Below are 23,436 nucleotides of genomic sequence, written 5' to 3'. Positions count from 1 at the left end.
GCGAGATGCACAACACCAAGATCGTCATCGCCATGGCGGCATTCGGTATCGGCATTGCCTGCGCGCCGAGCGCCCAGGCAGGCTTCGTTAACGAAGCCGCGCAGCAGCAACTTGCCGCGGCCGGGCCCGCTCCAGAAGTCGCATCCAGCCCGCTGACCGAGGCACCTGCCGCGCCGTCGTCCGGACGGAAGGTTACCCAGGTTGGCATGCGCCCATCGAGTGTCAGTGTTCCGCGTGGGAAAGGAACCGACATCGCCTTGGGGGACATGGCTCCGGTAGTCGTCCCGCGAGAGTTCCGTCTCGATTTCGGAAGCGTGGACACGCAGCAACTCGTCGCGTGGAACGGCGGGAAGCCTTGGGATGCTGTATTGACCGACGCTATCACGCCGCTTGGAAACGTCGAGGCCACAATCGACTGGAAGAAACGTGTCGTCACGTTCCGACGCGTCGCATCGACGGTATCGATGGTCGCTGCCAATGGCAACGCAAATGACGTTTCCGCAAAACCTATGGTTCCGCTTGCAGTCGCGATGCGGTGGGAAGTGAGGGCGAGTGACGTGACGTTGCGTCAGACGCTGATTCGATGGGCGAAAGACGCCGGCTGGCAAGTCTCGTGGGAGATCGGGTACGACTATCCCGTGCAACTGGAAGGTTCGTTCACCGGCAGTTTCGAGAATGCGGTGGATCAGTTCATGGGTTCGCTGCGATACAGCGACTATCCGGCGCTTGCGTGCATGTACGAGGCCAATCACGTGGTTCGTGTGCTTCACTACGGGGACAAGAAAGAATGCGACAAGTAAACCAACGCGCCATCGCGGCGGCGGTTCTCGTATTCGCGCTGTCGGCGTGCAACACCATGCAGCGCGATGTCGACCATCAATCGGCCCAGGTTGCGGATCAGGTGAGTGCCTACAATCGTATGGCAACCATCCAGAATGCAACGTCGAACGTTCGCGTCGTGCAGCGTGTCAATGGCGCATGGTTGGGTGGCCGAGCAGTGCCGATGACATCGGACGCAACGCTGCCCGAGATCTTCAAAAAGAACGATTTCCAGTTCCAGTTCAAGGACGGTCCCGGCGATCTTCAGCTTCTGGCTGAGCGACTGACGAAGCTCACGGGTATTCCGGTTCGCGTGCAGCCCGACGCGCTGATGCCGCTCTCGGCGTTCATGGACCGATCGGGCGGTGGCGGCTCGGCATCTGCGACTGCCGGCGGCGTCGCTGCGGCTCCCGCTGCCGCTTCGTTGCCGCCGTTGCCGAGCCCTGCTGCCGGCGGATCGCTTGCCGCGGGCCTGTCCTCGGCATCGTATGGCGGCCGATCGGACGAGACCAAGTACAACATGAACTACGTGGGAACCCTGCAGGGCTTCCTCGAACTGACCTGTGCGAAAGGTGGACTGTCGTGGGACTACCACGATGGCGTTATCACCATTCGCCGGTTTGTCACGAAAGTTTTGTCTCTGAAGGCGTTGCCCGGCTCCTCGGGTTTCGACGCGTCGCTTGGTCGGGACGGGCAGACGCAGACAGGCACCCAAGGCGGAGCGCAAGGCGGCACCTCGCAGAACAGCGGCGGCTATTCTTCGAACACGAAGATCAAGATGGATTCCGCCTATAGCGTCTGGACGTCGGTGGAAGGGCAAATCAAGGCGATTAAGACCCCGCCTGGCCGGTACTGGATCTCCGAGGCAACGGGGACGATTACCGTCACCGACACGAAGGCCGCCGTTGATGAGATTTCGCGCATCATCGACCACGAGAACGGGCTGCTGACGCGCCAGATCGTGATGCGCGTCGAGGTGCTCTCGGTGAAGCTGACGAGCGGTCAGCAATATGGCATCGACTGGAACGTCGTCTTCAACAAGGTCACCAATATGGTTCCTTGGGCTCTTTCCTTCACGTCCCCAACGTCACTCGTTTCCACGACGGCGGGCAGCCTGGGTGCGTCTGTCCTGACGCCAACGAGTGGGTCGCCGTCGGCATGGTCGGGGTCGAAGGCGATGTTCAATGCGCTGCAAGACTACGGCCGGGTCAAGGTCGTAACGACGGCTAATGCGATGACCGTGAACCGACAGCCCGTTCCGGTGGCCATCACGCAGCAAACCGGGTATCTGGCCGAGATTACTCCTGCGCCGGCCGGCGCGTCCGGCAATGTCGGCGGCACACCTGGTCTCACACCCGGAACGGTCACGACCGGCTTCATGCTCAATCTTCTGCCGACCATCCTCGACAGCAACAGCATCCTGCTCCAGTTCTCGATGGGTATTTCGTCGCTCGATTCACTGGACAAGCAAACGTCCGGTAGTGGCAGCAACCAGAACAGCATCCAGACGCCGACGATCTCGAGCACCGATTTCCTGCAAAAGGTTGCATTGCGACCAGGTGACACGTTGGTGCTCTCGGGCTATGAGCGTGAACAGGGTCAGTATGACAAGCGGACGCTGACGGACAAGGCTCCGGTTGGTCTTGGCGGCTCATTCAACGGCTCTACGAATCGCGAAGCAGTCGTGATCCTCGTGACGCCGGTTGTGGCCGAAGGCGCAATTTAGGGCAGGACGCTATGTCAGTGCGACTCGTTGCCGTTGACGGCCATCACGTTGTATTCGGTCTGGATTGGGTGCCCTTGACCGGGGAGAGTTCCGAGAAGAAGGAGGTGCAGGCGCTCGTCTCCGACTTGGACGCGGCGTTCGAGGTACGTTACTCGAACGATCAGGCGATCATGATCGGGTTCCTTGCCGACAGCGAGGTGCCGGAAAGTCTTCCGAAGGCGGCGAAGACGAAGATGCTCTCCGCATCTGTGTTGTTGGCGACCTTCCCGCAAGTTACGCCCAACGCGATCTGGATCGAGATCGAGGGGCAGACTGCTCGCATGGCCGTTCTCAAGGATGGCCTGCCGATGTCGTCAGGTGACTTTTGCGGGGATATTGGTGACGCTGAAGATCGCATCCGGCAGATCGAAGCAGACAGTGGGGGCGTGACGTTCACATTCTTCGGAAACTACGAATCCGTCTACAGCAGTACGATTCCGATCACGCTTGAAGAGCTTGTGAGCGAAGGCAGTATCGCGGCGGCGACGCTCAAAACGGCGAGCAAAGGTGTCAACGTCAAGCAAATTGCGTTGCTCGCAGTACTTGTCGGTGTCGGGATCTATTTGGCGCTGCCGAGTTTCAAGGAGAAGCCGCAAAAGAGCGTCGCAAAACAGGAAGATCCGAACGTAACGTACCAGAGGACCATTGCTGGAAAGCTTGCGTCTGCCGGGACGCCCATTACCGCAGCAGCGCCGGCGCTGCTCGGGAGTTGGCATATCGATCCGCTTCAAGGTGGGTGGTTTCTATCGAAGATCTCGTGCCAGGTATCGGCGTGCGCTTACACATGGACCATCCAAGGCGGCAACTTCCGGACGTTGGTTGCTGCACTTGGACCGCACGACTATGACCTTTCCCTCGACGGGAAGACGGCTACTTACAGCGTTCCTAATGCGCCGGTGAAGGAGGCGTATCTGGACAGAAGCACCTTCCCGACATTTCCGCAGTTCAAGTTGCGAGTGGGCTCCTTGGCGCAGGATCTTGCGCTCGCTGGCGTAACACTTACGTTTGACCAGCCGGCAGTCTTTGGGGCAGAACCACAATGGAATGCCGCGGCACTTCACGATGTTGTGAGAGCGGGTTCGGTGACCGGGGCAGGGCCGGCCGCGCTCTTGAAGGAAACCATCGCGCGCTTGCCGAGTTCGATGTCCATCGATGAGATCGACGTAAGTACCGGTGGGGCCGATCCGAAATTCACGTTTCAAGGGAAATACTATGTCAAAGACTAGCGTACTCGTGCTTGTTCTCTCGCTGGCTGGGATCGCCCAAGGGGCCATCGCCGATACGCTCGACATGCTCGTGGACAAACAACGCCAGGCGCTTGTGCATGAGATGGACAAGAAGTTGCAGGAGGACAGCGGCGCAAAGCTGACGCAAGCCGCACAGGCACCGGCGAATCCTCCGGGCCAGTCGCCGCCCGCGGCCGTATCTGCGGACGGCGATGCGAAGAAGGAGGCGCGTAAGCCGGCAGACGACCTTCGTGTGAATGCAATTTATGGCGTGAATGGCATGACGACCGTTGATGTATCGCTCGGCGATGGCCCGTCGTACCCGATCACAAAGGATCGATCTATCAAGGGATGGACGATCGCCAAAGTATCGCCGTCGTCGGTGACCTTCAGAAACATCCGAACGAAAGCGCTCAAGACCGTCTATTTGGCAGAACCGACGACTCCGCCAGCGGCCATCACGCAGGGGACGTCGGCAGGCGCGATGCCGCCGGTCGGCCTGCCGGTCGGTATGCCGATGCCGAATTTCCCGCGTATGGGTGCTCAATAAACTCGCCGGAACGCCAAGGGCAGCAGACATGTTCACGTCGTCACACCTGGGGAAATGGTTTGGCCGTCTGTTTATCGACGGCGCGAACAGCGCGCGTCCGCAGAGGACGGCTGCGCCGCGCGCCGCGGCCGGGCGCCCCGCGCCTGGTCGCACTGCGGCCCACGGTCAGGGAATGACGTTGCCGAATTGGGCACGCGTTCAGTCGGTCGCAGAACTGCCGGTCATCCATCGCATCTACACTGCGGCAAAAGCGGACTTCGAAGTGCCTGAGTCGCTGCGGCCTTTCCTCGTCGTGACAGGCCATGAGGGTGGGACAGCCAGCGTCCTGATTGATCCGGATTCCTACACACAAGTGTCCAGGCACGTGGACAGTCTGCGTGAGAGGTTGCGCAAAGCGCAGGTGCGCGTCGCGAAAACTGCCTTCGCGGACCGCGATCTGATCGCCGCTATCTACAAGACGGAGCACCACGAGGCGCTCGCAGATGACGTTGCCACGAGTTCGTCGGAAGAAAGTCGCTTGTTCGATACTTTCATCCGATACGGAATAGAAAACGGAGCAACCGACCTGCACGTCGTCGTCAAGGGGCAGCATGGAGTAGTTAAGTACCGCATCGACGGCGAGATGGAAGTCATGAAGGGTCCGACGAAGGGCGTCTACACGCGCGAGCAGTTGCATGGTGCGTTCGGATATGCGTACAACAAGCTGATGGCTGATCGCACTGGCTCGCACTCGTCGTTCACCAGTGAGGATTTCCAATCGTGCATGATCCCCTATCGCGTTGGCGAGAAGGCGATGAACCTGCGCTGGCAATCGTCGCGAGGCTTCGAGGGCTTCACTGTCTATATCCGCTTTCTGATGAAAGATAAGACGTTCAAAGCGGACCGCTTCCAAGACTTCGGATACGAAGACGACCAGGCTGAGATGTTTGCTCGTGTCGCGCGCACGCGCAAAGGAATGATCTTGATCGTCGGCGAGACGAACTCAGGAAAATCAACAGCGCTCACACACTACATCGAGTCGCTTCCTGAGCGCGACAAACTGAACATCATCATGGTCGAAGATCCGACCGAGAAGGCTGTTGACGGAACATCGTTGCAGATTTCGCTGCAACGTACCCTGTCCGTCGAGTCAGACAAGACGCCGTTCAGAGAAGTGCAGGGCGTGTTGATGCGTAGTGATCCCTGCATCATCGCGCAGGGCGAGATCCGAGATATCGACTCTGGAACCTGCGCGAAGACGCTCCTCGAGTCCGGCCACCAAGTGCTTGCGACATCACACGCGCCTGGTGTGATGGATGCCTTTGTACGGCTCACGAGCAGCGAAATCGGCTTCTCTATGGAGACGTTGACCCGTCCGCGTTTCTGGTCCCTGGTGGTTGCGCAGTCGCTCGTGCCGAGGCTCTGCACTTGTTCACAGGGTGAGCACGCGGACGAAACGATACCGCACATCACCGCGTTCATTCGAGAGCGCTTCCGGATCGACACGTCGAACATGCGTACGAAGAAGGAAGGTGGTTGCGCATTGTGCGGTGGGCGGGGCACGAAGGGGTTGACGGTCGTGGCAGAGATGTATCAGCCGACTCGAAACTTCCTTCAGGCCATGCGCCGTAACGACGATTTCGAGGCCGAGCGCATCTGGCGATCAGAGGGAGACAAGCGGTTCGACTCCCCCAATATGCGTGGCAAAACCATGTTCGAGCACGCGCTATACAAGGCATACACCGGTCTGATCGACCCGAGGCAAGTGGAGACGTTCGAACTCTTCGATCAATACGAAATCATGTTTGAGGCCACCTAATGAGGACCGCTCACAAGCGTAGTTCGCGCGAGCAGCGTGACCGCGTAGCACTCGCCTTCACAATTCGTCGTTTTCGCGGTGGGCGAGAGAAGTTCTACATCGATCTCGCGGAGGCGATCAAGGACAAGGAGCCAATCGCAAAGTTTCTATCGATTCGTCTCGCCCGTGCCATCAAGCAGAAGGATCCGTACGGCCGTCTGTACAAGATCTTCCTCGAACGACTGGATCAGAAGGGCGGCTCGTTGTCGCACATGATGGGCGGAATAGCGCCAGACAGCGATTTGCTGGTGATTGCTTCGATCGAGACGCGAGGCGACGTCGACGAGGGCTTACGTTTCTTGGCGGCGACGATAAAGAGCCAGCGGGCGATGACGGCAGAGATGGCGGCCGCCTTGCTCGTGCCGGCTCTCGTGACGATCGTCTGCTTGGGCTTCATTGGCATGCTGAGCTTTTTCGTGATTCCGTTGTATGCGACGATCGTTCCGCCAGAAAAGTGGAATTCGATGGGCAAGTCGATCTATGCCGTTTCGTATGTCGCGCGGCACTACGGGCTTCTCCTGTTGATCGCGACTGCTACGGCCCTTTGGTGGTTCAAGTGGTCAATTCCAAACTGGCGCGGGCGCAGGCGTGCCGAGGTGGACAACTACATTCCGTACCGGGTCTTCCGTGACTATCACGGCGCGATTTTCATGGTTGCGTTGGCGTCCCTGATGGTGTCGGGGGAAACGTTGGTGAGATCTCTGGAGAAGCTGAAGCGCCGCGGCAAACCATGGCTTCGATGGCACATCAACACGATCATAAATCGACTTCTGACGAAGAATGTCAGTTATGGCGAGGCATTTGCCACGGGGATCTTCGGGCAAGAACTGTCGAACCGGCTGATCGACCAGAGCCGCCGTAGTTCTGACTTTAACCAGGTCATCAAGAAGATGGGTATCGAGGGAATCGAAGAGGCGCGCGAACAGGTCAGAAAATCGGCGAAGAGCCTGAATATCGCGTTGATTTTTGTTCTGGGTGCTCTCGTTGCGTACCTTTTGCTCGGCACGCTCTACACGGGGCAGGGCCTCAGTGCAGGTCTCCGCGACTCCATCCGTCATCAAGCGGTGGCTAAAAAGTGACAGTCACAAGACGAGATGCCCGTGCCGCATCAGGTGCGTATAATTACAGTGATACGCAATCTACCGGTCGTTTTCCACTACAAGGGGGTTCCATGTCCGCTCATTCGAATCGCAATCTCAAGCGTCTGCACAAGCAGAGGGGTTACACGTTGATCGAACTGTCGATCGCCGGTGCAATTATTGCCCTCCTGATTTATGGTGCCGTCAAGTTGGTCAACGGTGTCATTGCGGACAATCGAGCAAACGCGGAACTGAAGGAGTTGCCGCTGGTAATTTCGAAGATTCAAAAAATCTATGCCAACCGACCGAATTTCTCGGGTGCTACTCAGGCGATCCTCGTCAACAACGGGGCGTTTCCGACAGATTGGGTAGTCCCGTCATCGACCAACCTGGTCAACCGATGGAGCGGGACGGTGACCTTGGGAGTGGCGACCATTGGTGGCGTCTCGAACAACGCGATCAGTCTCTCTACGACGGGTGTGCCGAATTCCGAGTGTGAATCTATCGTTCCTGGCATGGACAACTCTGTGCGCACAACGACCGTCAACGGCACGCTGGTCAAGCAGGATGGGCAAGTGAGCGATCCGGGCCTGACGGGGACAAGTTGTACGTCGGGCCAGAACACCATCGTGTACGTCTTCAGCAAGTAAACGAGCCGCGTCATGCAAAGCGAACTTGACGAATTGCTGCTGCTGGAGGCGGCGTCGTATTCCGATTGGCATGTGGACATTGCCAAGCCTGAGACCTCAGTGGTTTTTCGCGAGGTGAACGACGACGGCCAGCAGCTTGCTGAGGCCAAGCCGTCGAAGGTGCCGGAGAACATGCTGCCCGTACTCTTCCATATGACGACGTGCCTCAAGAGGCATCGCGACAATGGCGATGCGGATGCGCTTGCGTTCGACATCGGCAATCTGCGCTTTCGCGGGCAGCGCATGCGCGTCGATCGCTACGCATTGAGGCGTAGCCGGAAGGAAGTGGCCGGGATCAAGGAATTGAACCTTGGTCGTGCAGCGGAAGAACTGTTGCTGGACCCTGAGTTCCGATCGGGCGGGTTGATCCTCGTGTGTGGTGAGACTGGCGCTGGAAAGTCCACGACCCTCCGGTCCGCAGTCAAGGCGCGACTGGAAGCTTTTGGTGGGTATGCGCTCGGTGTTGAGTCGCCGATTGAAGTCGACTTCGAGGGCTTTCACGGCGAGGGGTATTTGGAGCAAGTGGATGCGACCGCAATGGGCTACAAATACGAGGTCGAGACTGCAATGCGCAAGTTTCCTGCTGCTACTCGGAGCATGTTCATGTTCGGCGAGGTGCTTGGACAGGACGCTGCTGCTGAGCTTGTGCGCCTCGCGCCTCGCGGCCACCTGGTGCTCACGAGCATCCATTCCGACTCGCCTGAGTCCGCTATCCAAATGCTGTTAACGCTCGCGGAGCGGGGGGGCGAGTCCTATGCTCGGCAGTTGTTAGGAAGGTCGCTGCGCGCTGTCGTGCACCAGAAGTTGCAACGCGGAAAACCGGTTGTCCAGTGCCTGAAGGTCGATGATCCGATCAGAAACATCCTTTCCAATCCCGAGGCTCCGCTTGGCAACCTTACCTCCGCGATTGACCAGGCGAGGCGTCAACTCGCAGCGCAAGCGCTTCGCGCCGGAGCCGCAGCGCAACCGCGCATGCAACTGTAAGGGACGTGCAAATGGCCTTCCGTTTTCGTCGGATTCTCGCTGGTTCGCGCGCGCGGCAGCGCGGTTTGTATGATCTGGTGTCGCTCGGCATTGGCGCGACGATCGCGATTGCGTTCGCTACTGTTGGCCTGTGGGAAAAGCGGCAGGAGATGTTATCGGAGCAAATGGCTGCGCAAGGTGGAGTCCTGCTGGATATCGGCAACCTCATCAGCGGCAAGTACCTCACGCTGTACTACTCCAATCTGGTCAACGGTACGGCGATCCCTGGCGTGGCAAATGAGTATGCGCCGACGATGGCGGAGCTTCAGGCAATCAACGTGATCCCCGCAGGATTCTCAACGACCAGCGCCTACGGATTTCCGTATCAGGTTTCTCTCGCGAAGGTTCCCGCAGGGTGCATTGCGCCGGCGTGTGATATCGCCGGAAAGGTGTACATCGGCGGGGCGGCAACCGATCCTTCGACCGGTAAGCCGTTGATGCTCGCGGATGGTGCGGCTGCCATCGGCGGTGATGGCGGCTACTCTGATACTGTCACGCCCGGCACCATTACTGGCATGAATGGCTCCTGGACGGACGCCAATCCGTTGGGTGCCGTTGCCGGTGTGCTTGCGATGCGGGTGGGGTATGGCTCGAGCGGGTGGTCTGCCTTTGTTCGTCGCGATGGTTCGCTTCCCATGGAAGGCGACCTGAATTTCCAAGGCACAACGGGAACGCTGCACAACATCGCGAACGCCGCGACGGTCAACGCTCAGAAGGTCGTTACGCCGGCTGGCAACAGTGTACAGATCGGTAGCTCGTTCCTTTACGGGGATGGCGCGAACTCGGCAATTCGACAGAACGGAGCGCTGTATGTTCAGAATGCTGCTGGCAGCGCGGCAGCGGACCTCAATGCCAATAACGTGAACGCGGCCGGTAGCGTGAACGGATCACTGGATGTCGTCGCCGGGCGGAACCTATGGGCATCCAACGGCGCGGTAACGGCTGCGTGGATGCATTCGACGGGGGATGCACAAGTCGACGGCAACCTTACAGTGAATAGGAGCCAAACTGTTCAAGGCACGATTTGGTCCAACAGCAGGCTTTACGCGAACGAGTATGTCCAAGTCAACGGCTGGGCGCAGCAGGGCGCTGGGTGCGGTCCCAATGGCTTGATCGCGAATTCCGGCAACGGCCCACTGTTTTGTCAATCCGGTGTGTGGGCGCCGGCGGGATCGATGCAACCTCGTGCAGTTGGTCAAACGGCTTCCGACACGACGTTGGGGCCCTACACGTGGTGCTTCATGCAGGGATTTTCCAATCCGCAGTCAGACGGATACGGATATTGGGTAATTTCTCTGGTCTCGGATGGGGGGCCGAACAACCGCTACTTCCAGACCCACAACTCCAAAGGAGCGGGCGGATTGATTGACTATGCATGCTTCTGAGCCGCTGCCTTGGAATCGGTGCCTGCTATGATCTGCGCCGCCATCATTCAGCGAGTATGCAAGTGAATCAGAGAGAAGCGAGACATATATCCCCGTACTATCGGCCAGATGTCGATGGTCTGCGCGCGATCGCCGTCGTATCGGTGATGTTGGGGCATGCCGGCGTAGCTGCCTTCAACGGTGGTTTCACTGGAGTTGACATCTTTTTTGCGATATCAGGATTTGTGGTCGCAACGTCCATTCTGGGTGACCTGTACGAAGGCAACTTTTCGTTCCGCGAGTTCTACGCCCGCAGGGCGAAGAGGCTTGCGCCCGCGCTCTTCGTGATGATGGCTGCGCTGTTCATATTCAGCATCCTCTTTTCGCTTCCGACTGATTCATATCATCTCGCGAAGAACATCCTGGCTGTAGCCACGATGACGTCAAACATTTTCCTCTCGAAGCAAACCGGTTACTTTGACGCGAACGCTGCTGATCAGCCGTTGCTCCATACGTGGTCACTTTCGGTGGAGGAGCAGTTCTATGTCTTTCTGCCGCTGCTCCTGTATTGGGTACACCGAAAGTGGTCAGCCTGGTTGAAGTCCGTCGTATTTGTGATCGCGGCATTCTCCTTTGCGATCGCCCTCATTGCATCCTATAGAGGTACAACCGGGGCGTACTATTTCGCGCAGTATCGGGCATTTGAGTTCTTGGTCGGCGTCCTGCTGGCACTCCACGAGTTTCGTCGTGAAGTGAAAAAGGGCTTGCTCTACGATTGGCTGTTCGCACTTGGCTTTCTGGCCATCGTCGCGTCTTCCCATGCGAGCGATATGCAGCAGTTTCCGGGAATCGGTGCTGTCGCGCCCTGCGGTGGGGCTATCCTGCTGATCTTCGCCGGGCGCCGCTCGACCGTTCTTCATGCGCTTTTTGCCAACAGGGTTGCGGTCTTCATCGGGCGAATCTCGTATCCGCTGTACCTTTGGCATTGGCCGCTGTACTACTCACTCCGCAAACTGGACCTTGCTTCTCAGACGGGCTACGTGATTGCAACGGGAATTACCTTTGTATTAGCCACACTGACGTACCGATGTATCGAGCAACCGATACGTCGCGCAGTATGGCCTGTCAGGCGCACTTTGATCGGCCTGGTGGGCATTCCCTTGCTAGCCTGTGGTGCGCTGACCGCGACTGGAAAAGTCACGGATGGCTTTCTATTTGCTTACCCGGAGAAGGTGCGCAACGACTTCCGATGGTCTGGTGACGCCGTGTTCGACATGCCACGTGGCAAGGTGTGCTGGTCGAAGGTAGGCGTGACTGATGAAACGACTTGTCAGCTCGGCGCAGTCGGCTCGCGGCAGAAGGCAATCCTATGGGGCGATTCCCATGCATATCACTTGATCTATTTCTTTGACGAGTTGGGAAAAGCGCATAATCTATCGATTCATGATGTTGGCTTTACACTTTGCCCGCCGATCGAGAATGAGCCGGCGAAGCCAGCCGATAATGCGCTATTAGAGAGTCATTTGCAGTGTGTCCAGCACAACAAAGACGTGATGGCATTCGCTATGGAGCGAAGTGATGTGCAGACGGTTTTTATGGCTGCTGCTTGGCAAAACTATCAGAATAATTCAACCTCCCCGACACCTAACGGCCATGGGTTCTTGCCCGGACAGCTTGAAGCGGAGCTTGTAAATACGATCTCACGTTTGCAAGAAGCGGGAAAGCGTGTCGTCTTGATGGACGATGTTCCCATGATTCCAATGAATCTCATAAACTGCGACTTCAACAACAACCTGTACTTCACGGTACGCCGCCAAGCATGTGAATTTGATGCGAGACTTGCACGGGAACAACATGCGCCCATCGAAGCAATGCTAAATCGAATAAAGAGAAGGTTTCCACAGATCGGAATCATGCACACTTACGACGTTCCATGTACCGAAAAGACGTGCACTTTAGATTTCGACGGTCGGCCGATTTATCGGTTTGATGACTACCATCATCTGAGCGCGGCCGGAAGCATGCTGCTGTATCCGAAGTACATGGAACGACATCCGCAAGAACTGGAAGCAATTCTTGCAAGGTAGTAGTCAGCGATATCGGCGCAGCTTGGGTGCTGCGCCCTTTGCGGCTTCAAGCGTCATCGCTGTATCTGACATTCAGACGCGAGACTCCCCTCTGTAAGAGAGAGGAGCGCAGATTGGGCTTCAGGCAATTTTGAATCACGCGGTTGGAGGCCCGGCCAGCATAGTTGCTTCTACCGCGGCAGCAATTTCTACCAGAGAGACATTCAGGCCGCGAGCGAGGGCAAGCAGGGTGTCAAGGCTCGGCGAACGTAACCCACGCTCGAGGAGTGAAATGTAAGTGCGATCAAGTTCGGTCACCTTCGCCAAGGTGTACTGCGACATGCCTCGCTCGTTACGAAGCTTTCGCAATGTGGCGGCAAATGCGCTGTTGGCTTGACTGTTCAAATTCCCGGCCCGGTCGTCTGGGCCAGAATTGTGAGTTTGAGGACAATAGTCAGCAGCAGACTATTGTCAGAGTTTTGTAACGGATGCGACACGGCGACGAGTTTTTTAGGGGCCAAAGCCCTTTTTCGTCATCGCGGGCTGATTCTTGAGGGTTTGTCAGGATCGGGGTAGGCGTCAGGATGAACTCTGGCGCATGGCCGAAGTGCCCCGGCATTGTTCCATATGACAAACCATTGCCGCATAGAACAACAATAGACGGCCGTTCGGCGCGTGCCTTGCCTCGCCCATATAAGTATGTATCATTAATACGATACGCAATTTTATGCGTACCGCGCGCGAAGCCCTTCAGGGGCAGAGCGTCCCATCCGAGCCAGGCGTTGCGCCGGCTTCCCAGTGAAGGAGTAAGGAATGTCGAAACTGAGTGCGATTCAGGAACGTATCGGCGGCTCGAAGAGCGATCTGCCGGCAACCGAAAACTTCGCCCTCCAGGTGGCGGGCTACACGAAGGACTCGAAGGATCGCGATGCGATCATCGGGACGCGCCTCGATACCGGCGAAGAAGTGACCGTGGTGCTGCGCCCGTACAAGAGCGACAAGCCGCTCAAGGCACCGCGCGCTGAAGTCAAGGACTTCATCGCCAACGAGGGCGAGATCTCGACGCTGATGAACGCGCTTCCGAGCGAGGAAATGCGCAAGTCGGTGCTCAAGGGCATGAAGGCCAAGACCGAGCCGGGCGGCACGATCATCGTTCAGCGCGCGTTCGCCGAGTCGGACACCGGTGTGGTCAATGCCGGATGGCTCCAGTCGGCCGCGAAGTACCCGAAGCACTGCCAGGTTGTCAGCGACGTGTTGTTGCGCATCGATCCGGTGGGCTATGCCGAGCGCGCCGGCCGGCAGGTCCGTAAGGACGCTGGTCGAGGCGTCTTCATTATCGCGGCCGATCGCGAGAGCCTGATCGAGCAAGGCAAGGTCGCCGGCGGCAGCAAGAGCTTCTTCGCGTGGCTGGCTGACCATTATGAGATCGAAGACGCAATCGAACTTGACGGTGCGCTCTACAAGAAACAGGGCGCAGAGTACCCCGTTCGCATGGTCACCGTTGGTCGACGGCGTTCGCAAGAGGAAGCGGCCGAGGCGCTGAAATCGAAACAGTATCGGCTGGGCGAGCGCTTGCCGGTAGTTCATACATGGGAATCCTTATGGACGCACGTGCAGGCGCTTGCCCGCAAACTCGATCCCATCGTGTCCGATGGCTCGCGACACGCGGCAGAAGCGAACGGATCGACTGATGACGACGTGAAGGCCGTCGCACGAGCGGCTGCGCTCGAATTCCTTCGATGGCAACGGCAATCAGGCGCGACGACCGCTGCCGATGTGATGCCGTCGATATATCGCGGCCGGACCTTTCAGACCAGTGCGCCCATGGTGAAGGCCGGCTATGTCATGGTTGATGCGCCAGGCGGGCACCAGTTCAAGCTGTCCGAGCTATGGCGCGAACTCGATAAGGCGAGTGTGCCGGAGCACGAGCCTGCCGTAGAGGGTCCGCAAGAGCCGGCACAGCACGGCCAAGAGGTCAGCGATGCAGCTTCGGTCGAGCAGCCTGTACAGGCCGAATTCAACGACTACCAGGCTCCGTATATTCCCGCGTCGAAGCTCAACGAGCCGAGCGCGATGATTCCTCGCAACCTCGAAGAGCCGGTGCGCCGCGCACTGGCGAAGTTGGTCGAGGAAATCGGCATGGACGTGGACAGCTACGTCGCGGAGAAATTGCAACTAACTGTCGAGGAAATGGAGCTTGCCTTTTCTGCCGAGCAGGTCGATGCGATCGCGCTTGCTATCAAGCGTGCGGAGGAAGGGCGAGGGTTCATCAATGGCGACCAAACCGGGCAGGGAAAGGGGCGTGTGCTCGCAGCATTGGCCCGCTATGCCGCGCTGAGCAATCAGCCGGTGCTCTTCAACACCGAGAAGGCGAACCTGTTCTCGGACTTCTGGAGGGATCTGAAGGACATCGACTCGCACACGCTGTTCCGCCCGCTGATCCTCAACGATGGTGAGCCGGTGCGCAATATGGACACCAACAAGATCGAGATCCCCGCGACGAAGGCCGCCGTCATCAAGCAGCTCATGGACAACGATATCTCGTTGCAGGACTCGGGCTACAACCTCATGTTCTCGACGTACTCGCAGTTCAACCGGGAGCGGTCTGCGAGCAAGAAGGCAGCATGGCTTCCTGCGGCCGCCAAGGGCGCAATGCTGTTGCTGGACGAGTCTCATGTTGCCGCCGGCGAGTCGAACACTTCCGACAACATCGGTCTTGCCGTCGAGCATGCGGGATCGTGCATGTATTCGAGTGCCACGTTTGCAAAGAACGCCAAGAACATGCGTGCGTATGCAAAGGTGTTTCCATCGAGCGTTGCTATCGAATCAATTGCAGACACTCTGCAGGCCGGTGGCGAGCCGCTTCAGGAGATCTTGTCCGCGATGCTCGCGGAAGAGGGCGTGTTCATCCGACGCGAGCATGACCTTTCGAAGCTTGAATTCTCCACTGTCGTCACCGAAGAAACGAATGAGCGCGACGAGCAGTGGGCGGATGCACTCAGTGCTGCGCTACGGTCCATGTCGTACTTCTCCGGCGATGTAGGCCGGGTAATGCGCCGTATGGACAAGGAGATCAAGAAGAAGCTCGAAGACATGCCAGAATCGGCACGTGCGGGCAATCGCATGGGCGTGTCCTATCAAGGCTTCGGATCTCGCCTGTACAACATCCTTCGCCAGTTTGCGCTTGCGCTGAAGGTCGAAAAAGTCGCAGACGAGGCAATCGATGCACTGAAAGAAAATCGGAAGCCGGTCATCGTGCTTGAGCAGACTTTCGAGTCCTTACTGAAGGAATCGCTCGCCGAAAACCAGAAGATCGACGCCGAGGAGGGGGAGCTAAACGCAGAGGGTGCGGAGAACCTCACGGCATCCCTGGACGGGCGTACTGTTGACGCCATGACGTTCCGCGACGTTATGCAACGCGTTTCGCGCAAACTCGAATATATCTACGTGCGCGACGACTACGGCAACGGCCACTATGAGCACGTGACCGCTCAGGCCAAAAACAAGGAGGAAGCGGAGGCGATTGACGAAGCGATCAGCGATATCGCAGCGAAAATCGCTCTACTTCCCGATATTCCCGTGTCGCCGCTTGACACGTTGCGCCAGAAGCTGAACGACGCTGGGTACTCGAACGGAGAGATCTCCGGGCGGTCGTTTCAGACGCGACCTTCTCCCGACGATCCGAACAAGATCATCGTCAGCATCCGGCCAGATCAGCGTCTGCAAACGCTGTCCGATTTCAACAATGGTCGCGCTGATTCGGTGACTTTGACGCGGGCCGGTTCGACCGGATCGCCAACAACGTTGCCGAGCGCATCCAGTTCTTTGGCCGCGTGAATCGACGCGGGCAGGTTAATTCGCCGCGAATCAAGACGGTGGTCACGTCGCTTCCGTTCGAAAAACGTGTGCTTGCAATGCAGAATGCGAAGCTCCGAAAGCTCTCTGCGAACACGCAGTCGAACCGGAACAACCAGGCCGAGATGAAGGACGTACCCGACATCCTCAACCCGGTAGGCAATGAGATTTGCCGCCGCTACCTCGAAGAGAACCCGGACATTGCCGCACTGCTCGATATCAATCCTGAGCATGAGACGGTCAGCGAAGACGAAGCGTATTTTGCGAACAAGCTGACCGGCCGCATCGCACTGCTGCCCGTTGCGAAGCAGAAGGAAGCGTACGCGGAACTGTCGCGCGTATTCAACGAAACCGTGAAGGAAATGGAATCGAAGGGAGTCAATCCATTTCAGACCTCCGTATGGGATTGGCGCGGCAAGATCGTTGATCAGAAGATCTTCCGCGCCGGCAAGCGCAACGGATCGGTATTCGATTTGCCGGTCTACATTTCGCGCGTCGAGTGGGAAGAGGAGGTCATCCCGTACTCATCTGAAGACATGGTTCGGATGATCGAGCGCGGTCGTCAGTTTCTGACGGAGCAGGACAACCGCTTCAAGCTGGTAGAGCATCGCTATGCCATCGGGCAGCACGACAAGTGGCGAGTCAATTGCGACAGCATCCTGCGGGACGTGGACGAGTGCTTCGAAAGGGTTCAGCAGCAAGCGCTGAAATCACTCCCGCAGTTCAAGTCGTTGGAGGAAGCGATCGCATCGGCTGACGCGAATCCCGTAAAGAGTTCGTCCGCGCGACACCAATGGATTCGTCGGATGTTGCCGGCCCTTGTGCCTGGCAGCATCATCAACTTCACTGGCATGGAGGAACAGGCGGAGAAGGGAATGATCGTGTCGCTGTTTCCGCCCGAGAAGCGTGCTCAGTCGCACCTGCTTGGTCAGTACAGCGTTCGCGTGATCGTTCCGGGTAGCGATAAGTGGCAGGAGTTCTCTCTGAATCAGCTTATCGGCGATCCGCTGTTCGCGACGGATCATCTGCTCGGTAGCGACTACACAAATCCGTTGAAAGCATATGATGCGGCGAAGCCGGGCACGGTCCGATTCTCGCGAAACGTGCTGACCGGCAACATGTTCGCCGCCTCGCAGTTTGTCGCGGAGCATCGCCTCGGCAACGCTGCGATCTTCACCGATGAAACCGGCGCGCGGCATCGAGCGGTTGTCCTGTACGCCAAGGTCACCCAAGATGACGTGCTGAACATGCCGGTAGCGTTGACACGCTCTCTCGCTGGGACGGTTCTGGAAAAGGCGTACACGGAAGGATTTAGTGTCAGGCTCATTGCGTCACCGTCGTTGAATGACAAGCAGTGCCAGGTCATCTTCGATCGCGGCCGGCCGGCGACGCTGACGATCTCGACTAGCGGCACGAAAGCCGTGGGGGGCATCGTCTTTGGCAACAAGGATCTCACGAAGATCACGGGCGATTTTGCTGGCAATCGGGCCACGATGAGCGTATCGGTTGATTTCCACAAAATGGATGCCGTTATGGACGTTCTGATGAACCGATGCGGACAAGCTTTCTACATTGATGCCAAATCGGCCAAGCGACTTCTGCCCGAGTTTGCGGGAGACGACGGGGGCGAGGACGATTTGATCGAGGGCGAAACTGAAGAGTCCGAAAAGGGGCCGCGAACGCCACCACGCTTCGCTGCATAGGCTCATTGAGCCGCTATCGATCAATGCGTATCATTGGCGTGATACACAATCAATCGGAGTTGTGAGACATGACGCAGGAAAACGACAAGCCGTCGCTGTCGCAGTTGCCTCCCGATCTCCTTGGGGCGCTCGTGAAGTTTCGCTCTGAAAATGGACGAACGTGGAAGCATAAGTTGCTGTCCGGCTGGCTGCGGGCGGCATTTCCCGGCGAGCTGCAACGGCTGCGCAACGAATTCGGACCGGAATGGCTGACAGGAGTGAAGGATTCCGAGTTCGACAAGCTTGGCACGCTGCCATCCAACGTTGCGCCGGGAGTGGGAATTCGCGGCAACGAGGCTCCGGCGATACTCAGCGAGGCCAACTACAAGGGCCAGTTCGGCAACAAACGTCATTTGACGCGCAAGGAAATCGTCGTCATCCCGGTATCCGCGCTTGCGCATATGCGAGGCGTGCGCGGCGAGCGTCGCGATTTCACCGTGGATGGGTCAGGCAGTCAGCGGTTCGGCAATTACGAGATCGCCGAATGGGACCAGTTCAAGGCGGATATCGCCAAGAACGGCATGCTCGAGCCGGTGACGATCAACATCGATGTTGGCGAAGAGGTTTGCATCTACGAAGGCAACCATCGCGTCCAGGTCGCCTTGCAAAGCGGCTGGAATGTCATTGCTGCTGACATTCGGTATTACGGTGGGGCGGAGACGACTTTCGAAGGCGGCTCATTCTTTCGTCAGACCATGGCTCTCCTCGTGGAGAGCAGCGAACCGAAGGCGTCTTCATTGCGCCCGCGTATGTAGGGAGTGTCAACATGTTCGTAACGGAATTTATGGCAGAAATCGGCTTGATAGGGACCGACATTCCTTCGCGAGTCACGTGGTCGATGGATGCGCCTGGCGCAACGATCACCGCGAGGCTGGATCGAGAGGGCGAGCGGGTGGAGTTCGGCATCTATGAGGCGTTGGATGGGGAGTCGAACGTCACGAGCGGAGTTGCATTGCTGCAAGCTGGATCTGGCGAATTGCACTTCCGCGACGAAGTAGACGAGATGTTTTTCGAGCGCTTCGCCGAGACGATCCGACTCATGCGCGTGGAGCAAGCAGAATGAGTGAGGCGCAAGATAAGGCCGTGAATGCTTCCACCGTGCTGGTCGAGCCGGCGCAGATGGCGGCGTTTGAGAAGCGGCTGGACGCCCTCAACAAGAAAGCTGCGAAGTTCGGGTTGTCGCCCATCCGGATCGTTAGCGTCGCAGATACGCTTTACGAGCGTAAGAGCGAATACGTCGGCCGCGACGCGGACAGGCTGCTGACCCATCTAGCACCCGTAGAGGGAGGGCGGGCTGTCGAGCATCCAGTGCTCATCAAGCGGTTGGAAATCGAGTACCCGGAGATCAAGCTCGGGCATTGGCGGGTGGTCGGGAAGCTCGAAGCCATCGAAGGTGGGAACCTTGCCTTCGCCGTCTCGCGCGGCGAAGCCGATGTTGCTGCGCTGGCTAAGCGTGCCGATTGCCCAATCGAGTGCGAGCATTGCAACACCAATCGTCGCCGCAAGGACGGATACCTGCTGCGTGATGACGAAAGCGGTGGCTACAAGGAGGTCGGCAGCAACTGCCTGGAGGATTTCACAGGCATTGATCCGGCTGCGGCCCTGTTCATGGCTCAGATGTGGAACGTCATCAAGCTCGCTGAGGAGGACTTCGCCGAATTCGGGCGTTCGGGCAGGGTCAATGCGGTCAGAACGGCTCAGTATCTCGCCGATGTGAGTTTTCTGGCTGAAAACTTCGGCTTCGTATCCGCATCGAAAGCGCGGGAAACGGATTTGTCTCCGACGTACAGTGAGGCTCTTTCCTTGTCTGATGTGCTCATGAAAAATGCGGGGCTTCGCGAGAAATACCTTGCGCAACACGAGCGACACGCCGAGACGGCGAACGCGGTCCGCGCGTGGATTGAAGGTAAAGAAGAAGAGTCGACGTTTGATCGCAATGTGAAGTTGCTGTTGGCACTGGATGCAATATCGCTCAAGAGCAATCATCTGGCCTTCGCGGCCGCAACGGTGCCGCTGTATCAGCGGGCGCATGCTGCGAAGGTTGAGAGCCGCAAGCGAAGTGAGCACATCGGCCAGCCGGGCCAGAGGCTGACCGGCTCGCTCATCGTGGAGCGGGTGGTTCCGATTGACACGATCTACGGATCATCGGATCTGGTGTTGTTTCGCGATAACGATGGCAATCGGATCAAGTGGAAAACCTCGGCTTGCCCATTCGAAGTCAAGGATGGCGTCGGCCGGTCGCTGGAGGCGACGTTCAAGGTCAAGGAGCACGCAGAGTACAACGGGTCGGCACAGACCGCCATTACACACCTCAAGGTGCTGCGCTGGATTGATGCGGTAGAAATTGGCGCGAACCATGACGGGGCTGCGCCGGTCATTGGCGAGAGCGATTCGCCGGCAGTCCGGTCTGCCAAGGCACGTTTCCTTTCGGAGCACGGAGCGGGCATCGTTGAGGTGTCGGAGCCACCAAAGGCGCGCTATCGTCCATGAATCAACGGTTTTGTTTTATCCTGTAAAATACGTATCATTGTAACGATACACATATTCTGGAGCCTGGGAATGTCACTCGCTGCTATCGCCCAAAAGGAACGCGCCAAGCGCTTGATCCCGCGCCTGGATGCCTGCGCTATGAGGATCGACGAGGGGAGCATCGTCAGATCCCACGCGATGGTCTATGCAGCCTTTCTATCGGATTACGTGGCCGGCCGGATCGACGCCGCTAACCCCGAGACGGTCGGCATGTTGAGTATGGCCGACGAGTTCTGCGAACTCGTTGAGCACGAGTATCCGGTCATCAACTGAGGTCATCAAGTGAGCGAGTTCCAAAAGAAGGCGGAAGGCATTTTCGCGCGCTTCGCCGAGAAGCTGTCGAAGGTCGATCTCAAGATGGCAGTCAGTCTCCCTGCGGTGATCGGTGCGACGGTAGTGGCTGCTGGTTGTGCGCTCGAGGCGCATGGCGAGCTTGGTCTTCTCCGGCATGGAAGCGATGTAGGTCCGGCGCTCCGCGGGAGCATGGAGGCGCTTGGCGCGTACCAGCAAACGCTTGGACAGTACTCCTTCGGTGAGTTCCTTCTTCGTGGCATCGAGGGAAAGCTTCCGTCGTTCGGCGGTAACGCGCAGGCGCGCGGTTTCGCATTCATGGTTGCCGCCCCGATCGTAAGTGCGGCGGCGGTTACGCTCTCGCGAGGCTTCCAGAAAATCAAGGCAGCGCTGCATGGTCAAGGTGCACATTTGCAGCGTGAGGCGACGCAAACGCTTATCGCCGTCGAGTCAGAACCGGTCGATGACGAGGGCCGCTATACGTGGGCGCGGCATCGGTCAACGGAGGCCGGACAAGGGCAAGATTGGCGGCACTCCATGCAGGCCGAAATGCGCGAGCCGCCGGGAACGGTTGAAATGCTCAGGCGAATCGCGCTTGCGCATCGAGTCAACGTGCTCGATCTGGAACTGCGCGGCGACAAGGTAGTGCTGAATACCGCGCGTTTCGCGCGCGAGCACGCTGCACCGCCGCCCTGGTCCGACAGTAATCCGGCGTTCTTCCGGCCGATTTGCGAGGTCGATTCGCCTTTCTGGCGAGAGACGGAGCGGCAAGTCTACATCCTCAATCGATTCGCGCGTCTGCATGGATTGAATGCCGGCGCGCTGTACGTGCGTGACGATGTGGTCTATGAGGAGAATCCCAATGCGTTCGTTGATCGCAAGGTCTCCGATGTCAATTCGTTGGAATGGGATGCGGCGCTTCGCGAGTTGATCAGCGATGAGTTGGGCTATCCCCCGACCAACCTCGAAGACTATAAGCGATGGGATCGGGAGGAGCACGAAGCCTACGGCACCTCGCCGAACCAGCGTACCAAAATGCGTATGGCGTAGGTCGTGCGTCGGAGGCCACCCTGTGAACGGTTATTTCGTCAAGAACATAGGCGCCAACCGCGGGAAGCCGCGCATTTGGCTTCAAGGACTGGAGCTTGAGAAGGCAGGGTTTCAGCCGGGCGCCAGCTACGAAATCGATGTCAAAGGCAATTCCGTTGTCCTTACGGTCAAGGCGGATGGCACCAGAATCGTGTCTCCGAAGAAAGTCCGTGAGCGGACACTGCCGGTCATCGACTTGAACAGTAAGGCGCTGCTCGCCATTTTCGACGGCATGGCGGCCGTGCGGGTGATTCCGAAGGACGGCGAGATCTACATCGTCCCTCTCGCTTCGGAAATCAAGAAGCAGGAGCGGTTTCAGCGGCTGCGAGAGAAGTTGGAGAACGGGGAGCCGCTTGCGATCGGTAGCCTCTCGCATGGCGGCGGGATTCTCACCCACGCGATTCACGAGGGCCTGCGCCGTGCTGGCATCAAGGCGAAGCTGGCATTTGCAAATGAGATCCGCCCGGAGTTAATCGAGCATGCGGCGCACAACAACGACGCGTGGTCGCGTGAGACGGTGCCGCTGGCTGCACCGATGCAGGAGCTAGCCTTTGACGATCGCGCACTGGCGCAGGTGCCAAAGGTTGAAATCCTCGAGGCTGGAATCCCGTGCAGCGGCGCGAGCAGAGCGGGCGTCGCAAAACGAGGGCTGAAGCACCCTGAGGAGCACCCGGAGGTCGGGCACCTGGTGGTATCCGCCCTAATCCTTCTCAACAAGGCCGCGCCGGCGGTCGTGCTGATCGAAAACGTGGTGACCTACGCGACTTCGGCTTCGGCGAGCATCCTGCGCACGCAGTTACGCGACCTTGGCTACACCACTCACGAGCGCGTGCTGAGCGGTAAGGAGTGGGGAGCCATCGACAATCGTGAGCGGTGGTGCATGGTGGCTGTCACCCACGGGATCAGCTTCGACTTTGATCAGCTAGTGCCTCCAGATACCGTACCGCGTGAACTCTCGGAGATCCTGGACCCGATTGGCGCGGACGATCCGCGGTGGTCCACGATGCAAGGGCTCAAGGACAAGCAGGAGCGAGACAAGGCCGAGGGCAAGAATTTCAAGATGCAGGTTTTCGATGCATCGGATACGAGCATCGGGACGCTCACCGAGGGATACAGCCGCGTACGGAGTACCGACCCGAAGCTCCGTCACCCGACGAACCCTGAGTTGCTGCGACAGTTCACGCCCGCCGAGCACGCGCGGATGAAGACGATACCTGGTCATCTGCTTGAGGGGGCATCCGACACCGTGCAGCATGAAATGGCTGGCCAGTCGGTGATATGGGAGCAGTTCGTGGATGTCGGCCATCACGCCGGCAATGCGCTGAACCGTGTTGTCGGAAAGCCGGAGGTCGCCCGTCCTGTTATCACGGACCGCGATACGCCCGCAATGAGGGCTGCGAAGGAGCGCTTCCTTGCCGAGAGCGCCGAGCCGATTCCCCACGACTACATGCCTGCGTGTCTCGACGTCCCTCGGGCTCCCATCCGCAAGCTCAGAATCTCGTAAAGGTCACT

19 protein-coding genes are annotated in these 23,436 nt (G+C 58.3%); 18 read left to right on the top strand and 1 reads right to left on the bottom strand.

The features are described 5' to 3' along the window. Positions 1 to 5 precede the first annotated feature (5 nt). The 10 genes from ACN8ZM_RS40985 to ACN8ZM_RS40940 all read left to right on the top strand — a co-directional run bounded on the left by ACN8ZM_RS40985 (position 6) and on the right by ACN8ZM_RS40940 (position 12,439). Positions 6 to 800, top strand: a complete 795-nt coding sequence (locus ACN8ZM_RS40985; RefSeq protein WP_166742055.1) for a toxin co-regulated pilus biosynthesis Q family protein — start codon at positions 6 to 8, stop codon at positions 798 to 800. Then, the gene (locus tag ACN8ZM_RS40980; RefSeq protein ID WP_420213583.1) at positions 788 to 2,545 is read left to right on the top strand and encodes a PilN family type IVB pilus formation outer membrane protein; all 1,758 of its coding nucleotides are present in this window, start codon (positions 788 to 790) and stop codon (positions 2,543 to 2,545) included. Before ACN8ZM_RS40985 ends, ACN8ZM_RS40980 begins: the two co-directional genes overlap by 13 nt. 17 nt (positions 2,546 to 2,562) lie before the next feature. Further along, positions 2,563 to 3,810, top strand: coding sequence for a hypothetical protein (locus ACN8ZM_RS40975; RefSeq protein WP_420213582.1), 1,248 nt, complete (start codon positions 2,563 to 2,565; stop codon positions 3,808 to 3,810). Then, entirely contained in the window at positions 3,797 to 4,360 is a 564-nt protein-coding gene (locus ACN8ZM_RS40970) for a hypothetical protein (RefSeq protein ID WP_420213581.1), read from the top strand. Before ACN8ZM_RS40975 ends, ACN8ZM_RS40970 begins: the two co-directional genes overlap by 14 nt. Continuing rightward, positions 4,350 to 6,158, top strand: coding sequence for an ATPase, T2SS/T4P/T4SS family (locus ACN8ZM_RS40965; protein WP_420213580.1), 1,809 nt, complete (start codon positions 4,350 to 4,352; stop codon positions 6,156 to 6,158). Before ACN8ZM_RS40970 ends, ACN8ZM_RS40965 begins: the two co-directional genes overlap by 11 nt. Then, on the top strand, positions 6,158 to 7,276 hold the full coding sequence (locus tag ACN8ZM_RS40960) for a type II secretion system F family protein (protein WP_420213579.1): 1,119 nt from the start codon (positions 6,158 to 6,160) through the stop codon (positions 7,274 to 7,276). Before ACN8ZM_RS40965 ends, ACN8ZM_RS40960 begins: the two co-directional genes overlap by 1 nt. A gap of 92 nt (positions 7,277 to 7,368) precedes the next feature. Next, complete coding sequence (locus tag ACN8ZM_RS40955) at positions 7,369 to 7,926, top strand: type 4 pilus major pilin (RefSeq protein WP_420213578.1); 558 nt, start codon at positions 7,369 to 7,371, stop codon at positions 7,924 to 7,926. Between the two features lie 12 nt (positions 7,927 to 7,938). Next, positions 7,939 to 8,949, top strand: a complete 1,011-nt coding sequence (locus ACN8ZM_RS40950) for an ATPase, T2SS/T4P/T4SS family (protein WP_420213577.1) — start codon at positions 7,939 to 7,941, stop codon at positions 8,947 to 8,949. 11 nt (positions 8,950 to 8,960) lie between these two features. Further along, positions 8,961 to 10,373: a hypothetical protein gene (locus ACN8ZM_RS40945; protein WP_420213576.1), complete on the top strand. Its 1,413-nt coding sequence runs from the start codon at positions 8,961 to 8,963 to the stop codon at positions 10,371 to 10,373. Beyond that, positions 10,364 to 12,439 (top strand): acyltransferase family protein, encoded by a 2,076-nt coding sequence (locus ACN8ZM_RS40940; RefSeq protein ID WP_420213575.1) that lies wholly within the window; start codon positions 10,364 to 10,366, stop codon positions 12,437 to 12,439. Before ACN8ZM_RS40945 ends, ACN8ZM_RS40940 begins: the two co-directional genes overlap by 10 nt. A gap of 135 nt (positions 12,440 to 12,574) precedes the next feature. Here the strand turns inward: ACN8ZM_RS40940 and ACN8ZM_RS40935 are convergent, their stop codons facing one another. Next, positions 12,575 to 12,823 (bottom strand): helix-turn-helix domain-containing protein, encoded by a 249-nt coding sequence (locus ACN8ZM_RS40935; protein ID WP_420213574.1) that lies wholly within the window; start codon positions 12,821 to 12,823, stop codon positions 12,575 to 12,577. 408 nt (positions 12,824 to 13,231) lie between these two features. On the opposite strand from ACN8ZM_RS40935, the gene ACN8ZM_RS40930 reads away from it, so the two are divergent. The 8 genes from ACN8ZM_RS40930 to ACN8ZM_RS40895 all read left to right on the top strand — a co-directional run bounded on the left by ACN8ZM_RS40930 (position 13,232) and on the right by ACN8ZM_RS40895 (position 23,428). Beyond that, entirely contained in the window at positions 13,232 to 16,255 is a 3,024-nt protein-coding gene (locus tag ACN8ZM_RS40930; protein ID WP_420213573.1) for a strawberry notch-like NTP hydrolase domain-containing protein, read from the top strand. Then, the gene (locus ACN8ZM_RS40925) at positions 16,252 to 17,976 is read left to right on the top strand and encodes a hypothetical protein (protein ID WP_420213572.1); all 1,725 of its coding nucleotides are present in this window, start codon (positions 16,252 to 16,254) and stop codon (positions 17,974 to 17,976) included. Before ACN8ZM_RS40930 ends, ACN8ZM_RS40925 begins: the two co-directional genes overlap by 4 nt. A 68-nt stretch (positions 17,977 to 18,044) precedes the next feature. Next, positions 18,045 to 18,770, top strand: coding sequence for a hypothetical protein (locus ACN8ZM_RS40920; protein ID WP_420213571.1), 726 nt, complete (start codon positions 18,045 to 18,047; stop codon positions 18,768 to 18,770). A gap of 11 nt (positions 18,771 to 18,781) precedes the next feature. Then, positions 18,782 to 19,078: a hypothetical protein gene (locus tag ACN8ZM_RS40915; RefSeq protein ID WP_420213570.1), complete on the top strand. Its 297-nt coding sequence runs from the start codon at positions 18,782 to 18,784 to the stop codon at positions 19,076 to 19,078. Further along, the gene (locus ACN8ZM_RS40910; RefSeq protein ID WP_420213569.1) at positions 19,075 to 20,505 is read left to right on the top strand and encodes a hypothetical protein; all 1,431 of its coding nucleotides are present in this window, start codon (positions 19,075 to 19,077) and stop codon (positions 20,503 to 20,505) included. The genes ACN8ZM_RS40915 and ACN8ZM_RS40910 overlap by 4 nt, the downstream gene beginning before the upstream one ends. 69 nt (positions 20,506 to 20,574) lie before the next feature. Further along, positions 20,575 to 20,817, top strand: coding sequence for a hypothetical protein (locus tag ACN8ZM_RS40905; protein WP_134257772.1), 243 nt, complete (start codon positions 20,575 to 20,577; stop codon positions 20,815 to 20,817). Between the two features lie 9 nt (positions 20,818 to 20,826). Beyond that, complete coding sequence (locus ACN8ZM_RS40900; RefSeq protein WP_420213568.1) at positions 20,827 to 21,885, top strand: hypothetical protein; 1,059 nt, start codon at positions 20,827 to 20,829, stop codon at positions 21,883 to 21,885. 22 nt (positions 21,886 to 21,907) lie between these two features. Next, positions 21,908 to 23,428 (top strand): DNA cytosine methyltransferase, encoded by a 1,521-nt coding sequence (locus ACN8ZM_RS40895; protein WP_420213567.1) that lies wholly within the window; start codon positions 21,908 to 21,910, stop codon positions 23,426 to 23,428. Positions 23,429 to 23,436: the final 8 nt, after the last annotated feature.

The organism is Burkholderia aenigmatica, from assembly GCF_048627025.1.
Taxonomy (GTDB): domain Bacteria; phylum Pseudomonadota; class Gammaproteobacteria; order Burkholderiales; family Burkholderiaceae; genus Burkholderia; species Burkholderia aenigmatica.
Note: the sequence above shows the minus strand (reverse complement) of the source record. Positions and strands in the feature narration are given on the sequence as shown.